Here is a 4,598-nt window from a genome sequence, read left to right as displayed (position 1 = left end):
ATCATCGGCAGCATGGGCGACGGTGTAGGTGATTTCGGTATCTACGCCGCTGGCTTTATCCAATTTGATAGTGTATTTCGCTTGACCGATACCTTCATTTACGCTGTTCGGTCCCTCAATAGAAACAGTCGGGCGGTCATCATCGCTATCATGCGGTATTTTCGGATCGCTCGGTACCGGATCTGTTCCGGGTGTTTTTCCATCGGTAGTGCCATTGTCATAGATGGTAGTGGTGACGCTGTCTTTGCCGATAGTGGCATTAGTTGGGTCGGAGATTTTAACGGTGTAGCTTTCTTCGCCTTCATAGATGTGGTCGTTTTCAATGCCGACAGGGATGGTGGCGGTGCTTTTGCCTTTAGGAATGGTTACCGTACCTGTCATGGGCGTATTTTTAGTGAAATCTTCTACGCTGGTCGGGGCGTTAGGCGTGATGGTGTATTTAATGGTGACGTCTTCTGCGGCAGGTTTATCGAGCGTGACGGTGTATTCCACAGTGCCGACGCCTTCATTGACTTTTTCCAGACCTGAGATGGAGGCTTTAGGCAGGGCAGGTTTGTCGTCTCCGCCACCGCCGCCACCGCCGCCACCGGCAAGAGCTGCTAGCCCGGCCAATGGAATTAGAGCTAATGGCCATAGGGGGAGCGCCATTGCAGCAGCAGTGGCGACGCTTTCCGCCGACGGCTTGGGTGGCGACAACGCCTTCCGCCAATTGGTGAATGGCGGCACCGGCTTGCGCGGTTTCAGGTACGTATGGATAAATAGCACCGTTCTCATGCAATCCGACGAGGAGATTATCTGTTTTATTGCCCGCGGTGGCGTAATAGTCCTGAATGATGAGTCCGGGTTGCTCAGTGGTTTGTCCTTCAAAGGCTACAAGAAGGTCGTTGCCGGCGCGTTGGACTTCGATGTTTTCAGGGGCAAAGCCTGTGATTTCGTCGATTAATTGGAATCTTTGGCCTGATTCTGCTTTGATGACGGTGGCTTGCGCGTTTGAGAGTCTGGCAGCCGGGTTGGCAATTTCGCCATTAGCTTTTAGGATTTGTAATGCGATACTCATATGGAATTCCTTCTATTTTATTGATTAATAATGGTTTGCGAGCCGTAAACGTTGATTTGCACGCGGCGGTTCGGTTGGTTACAAGCAAGGCGCGATTCGCGGTTATTCGGATGGCGGGCGGCGCAGTCGGTTATGAGCGGTTCGTTTTTGCCGCGTCCTTCCGTGCTGATGAGGTTGCGTTGATGCCGTTAGACTGCAGGGCTTGCTTAACGGTATCGGCACGATCTCTGGAGAGCTTCATGTTGTAGGCATAAGAACCGTCGGGATCGGTATGCCCGATAACGGCGATATTGGTGATTTGGTTCATATACTGCTGCATGTCTTGCGAGATGGCTTGGATTTCCGCCTTACCACGCTCAAGCATATTGGCATAGTCGAATTTATCGAATTTGAATAATGCCGAGGCTTCTAAAGTGTATTGCTTGAGTATTTTTTGTCCGCAAGTGCTTTGACGATCTAGGCGCGGCAGGGTGTGGTTTTGCCGCAGGAGTTTTTGTCCAATCACAGCTTGCAATCCTGTTTTGTGCGTCAATCGGACGTACTGCAACGCCATAATCCGCATCAGGCACAACTTCGAAAAAGACGATTTGATCAGGCGCAAGATTGTAGCTTGATGCCCTTGATTGTGTTTGCGCACATAAGCCGGATCTTGTTTGGCGTATTCCGCATTAATCAGCTGATTTTCAGGGCAAAGCGCAACTTGCTGATAAGCGCCTGAAAGCAAAGAGGCAATGTATTCATTGTTGGCATAAATATTGACGGCATCGCCCGGCAGAATATCGGGCGAGCGGTAGAAAATAACGCCGGCCAGATTGGGCGGCACGTATTCCGTAGGCGGGGTGTGAGAGAAATCTTCCCATATTTCAACAGGGACTTTTCCCATGCCGCAGCCATAGAGGCAGCTCATTGTAATGAGCGAATATAAAAGGGAGTTTTTGGTTTTCATCGGCTTGTTGATTGATTGAAAACGAGGAATTCTATATAAAAATCCTTTGCTTAGCAATGCTTTCTTTTGTTTTGGTTTTTTGCACTATATTTTGTGTTTGTTTGGGTTTTTATGTCTATTTCTTGTGTTTTTAAATAGTTGCAATGAGTAAGGTAAAAGCATCTTTTATTTGATTTTACCAGATGCTTTGCCTGCTTTTGTGTAAAATTTACGGCTTAATTGTTTGAGGTGATGATGGCGGTTCGAGTACAGGATATTGATGTTTACGGACGCGGGGTGGCGCGCGATGAGGGGCGGATTGTGTTTATCGAGGGCGCTTTGCCCGATGAATTGGTCGATTATCAGCCGCTGAAGCGGCAAAAAGCGTTTTCTTGAGGCGAAGGTCGGGCGGATTTACGAGGAATCGCCTGCGCGTATCGCGCCGCTGTGTCCTTATTATGAGCAATGCGGCGGCTGTGCTTTGCAGCATTTCGCTTTTGAGGCGCAGGTGCAGGCTAAGGAGCGGTTTTTCACTCAGCGGTAGTGGTCTGAAAAGTATGCTGAAATAAAAATAAGGAAGACAACTTGGACAAAAGATGCTAATTTGAGGTTATGAAAACACAAATTACTATCAGATGCCCAAGCTGTCTAAGCTTAAGTATAAAGAAAAATGGTTGGAAAATCTACGGCAAACAGAACTACCAATGTAAAAGCTGTGGAAGGCAATTCATTCATGAAACAGAACTAACCTATAAAGGCTGTCAAAGCTTTATCGAAGACAAAATACGGCTAATGCTTGTTCGGGGCTGTAGCATTGCAGACATTGTTGTTATCGAGCAAGTGAGCAAATACAAAGTATTGAATGTACTTGTTCAGTCTGACTTGACCATTAAGCCTAAACAGCAATACTACCGAAAACTGCAAGTCGATGAGTTTTGGACGTATGTCGGCAACAAGAAAAACAAAGTGTGGCTAGTGTATGCTTACGACCCACAAACAGGTGAGATTGTTGCCTTTGTTTGGGGCAAACGCAATCTAGCAACCGCAAGACAGCTAAGAGCCAAGCTTGACGAATTGGGTGTTGATTTTGGTTATGTCTGTTGTGACAATTGGGATAGTTTCTTAACGGCTTTTGACTTTGATTTTAAGAAAGTTGGCAAACGCTATACCACGCATATTGAAGGCAATAACAATCGGTTCAGACAACGGCTTAGGCGAGTGTTTAGAAAAACGTGCTGTTTCTCTAAAAAACTCGCTAATCATTTTAAAGCGTTTGATTTGCTGTTCCACTATGTTAATTATGCTTGGGTCTAGTCAGCATACTTTTTAGACCAGTGCCAACTATTTTATGTGGCGAAAATTTATCCAAGTTGGTTAAGGAAAACAACAATGCACTTAAAACCCAAATTAAAACGCGTGGGCAACAAGTTGCCCACCCTACGCTTGCTTTGCCAACTACCGTCAATGGTTAGGGAGCGACTACATGTTGGGTAGTCTTAAACTGGATCCCAACAACTTGCATAAACGTTTGGGTGATGGTTATTACGAGCAACGCTTAATCAATGAACAAATCACAGAGCTAACAGGACATCGTCGTTTAGATGGTTATCAAAACGACGAAGAACAATTCAAAGCCTTAATGGATAAGGGCTTAAGCGCTGCACGTTCCATGAATCTCACGGTTGGCATTGCACTAAGTGCCGAGCAAGTCGCACAGCTAACCAGCGACATCGTTTGGTTGGTACACAAAGAAGTTAAGCTCCCTGATGGCAGTACGCAAACCGTATTGGTGCCACAGGTTTATGTGCGTGTGAAAAATGGCGACATAGACGGTAAAGGTGCATTGCTCTCTGGCAGCAATGCACAAATAGACGTTGCAGGCAACCTGAAAAACTCAGGCACGATTGCAGGGCGCAATGCGCTTATCATCAACACCGATACACTGGACAATATCGCTGGGCATGTTCATGCACAAAAAGCAGCCATTTCTGCCACACAAGACATCAACAATATTGGCGGTAACCTTTCTGCTGAACAGGCATTATGGTTAAAAGCAGGCAACAACATCAACAGCCAAAGCACCACCGCCGGCAGTCAAAATACACAAGGCAGCAGCACCCACCTAGACCGAATAGCAGGTATTTACATCACAGGCACAGAAAAAGGTGTTTTAGCAGCACAAGCTGGTAACGACATCAACATCATTGCCAGTCAAATCAGCAATCAATCAGAGCAAGGACAAACCCAGCTGCAAGCAGGGCGCGATATTAACCTGGATACCGTACAAACCGGCAAACATCAAGAAACCCATTTTGATGCTGATAACCATGTTATTCGTGGTTCAACTAATGAAATCGGCAGCAGCATTCAAACGCAAGGTGATGTTACCCTGTTAGCAGGCAATAACCTCAATGCCAAAGCTGCCGAAGTCAGCAGCGCAAACGGTACACTCGCTGTGTCTGCCAAAAATGACATCAACATCAGCGCAGGCATCAATACGACCCATGTTGATGATGCGTCCAAACACAAAGGCAGAAGTGGCGGTGGCAATAAATTGGTTATTACCGACAAAGCCCAGAGCCACAATGAAACCGCTCAAAGCAGCACCTTTGACGG

Annotated in this window: 6 protein-coding genes; 3 read left to right on the top strand and 3 right to left on the bottom strand. The window is 46.7% G+C overall.

The window, feature by feature from the left end; all coding sequences use genetic code 11:
• The 3 genes from DT343_RS18230 to DT343_RS18220 form a co-directional block, all read right to left on the bottom strand.
• The coding region (locus DT343_RS18230) for an immunoglobulin-like domain-containing protein (protein WP_220116843.1) at positions 1 to 612 on the bottom strand (612 nt) is incomplete at its 3' end.
• Entirely contained in the window at positions 539 to 1,057 is a 519-nt protein-coding gene (locus DT343_RS18225) for a hypothetical protein (protein ID WP_181669235.1), read from the bottom strand. The genes DT343_RS18230 and DT343_RS18225, both read right to left, overlap by 74 nt.
• A 130-nt stretch (positions 1,058 to 1,187) precedes the next feature.
• Positions 1,188 to 2,003: an OmpA family protein gene (locus tag DT343_RS18220; RefSeq protein ID WP_112863862.1), complete on the bottom strand. Its 816-nt coding sequence runs from the start codon at positions 2,001 to 2,003 to the stop codon at positions 1,188 to 1,190.
• 234 nt (positions 2,004 to 2,237) lie between these two features.
• Between DT343_RS18220 and DT343_RS18215 the strand changes: the two genes are divergently transcribed.
• The 3 genes from DT343_RS18215 to DT343_RS18205 form a co-directional block, all read left to right on the top strand.
• The gene (locus DT343_RS18215) at positions 2,238 to 2,378 is read left to right on the top strand and encodes a TRAM domain-containing protein (protein ID WP_181669234.1); all 141 of its coding nucleotides are present in this window, start codon (positions 2,238 to 2,240) and stop codon (positions 2,376 to 2,378) included.
• A 216-nt stretch (positions 2,379 to 2,594) separates the two neighbouring features.
• Positions 2,595 to 3,296 (top strand): IS1 family transposase, encoded by a 702-nt coding sequence (locus tag DT343_RS18210; protein WP_112863861.1) that lies wholly within the window; start codon positions 2,595 to 2,597, stop codon positions 3,294 to 3,296.
• Positions 3,297 to 3,465: 169 nt separating this feature from the next.
• Positions 3,466 to 4,598, top strand: a 1,133-nt coding sequence (locus tag DT343_RS18205; RefSeq protein WP_220116839.1) for a hemagglutinin repeat-containing protein, incomplete at its 3' end; no start/stop codon positions are given.

The sequence above is a fragment of the Brevundimonas vesicularis genome, from assembly GCF_900445985.1.
In the GTDB taxonomy this organism is placed as follows: Bacteria; Pseudomonadota; Alphaproteobacteria; order Caulobacterales; family Caulobacteraceae; genus Brevundimonas; species Brevundimonas vesicularis_D.
Note: the sequence above shows the minus strand (reverse complement) of the source record. Positions and strands in the feature narration are given on the sequence as shown.

What these genes read in the sequence shown, in the direction of transcription:
- DT343_RS18225 (WP_181669235.1), bottom strand. Translation starts at nt 1,057, where the DNA reads ATGAGTATCGCATTACAAATCCTAAAAGCTAATGGCGAAATTGCCAAC.
- DT343_RS18220 (WP_112863862.1), bottom strand. Translation starts at nt 2,003, where the DNA reads ATGAAAACCAAAAACTCCCTTTTATATTCGCTCATTACAATGAGCTGC.
- DT343_RS18215 (WP_181669234.1), top strand. Translation starts at nt 2,238, where the DNA reads ATGGCGGTTCGAGTACAGGATATTGATGTTTACGGACGCGGGGTGGCG.
- DT343_RS18210 (WP_112863861.1), top strand. Translation starts at nt 2,595, where the DNA reads ATGAAAACACAAATTACTATCAGATGCCCAAGCTGTCTAAGCTTAAGT.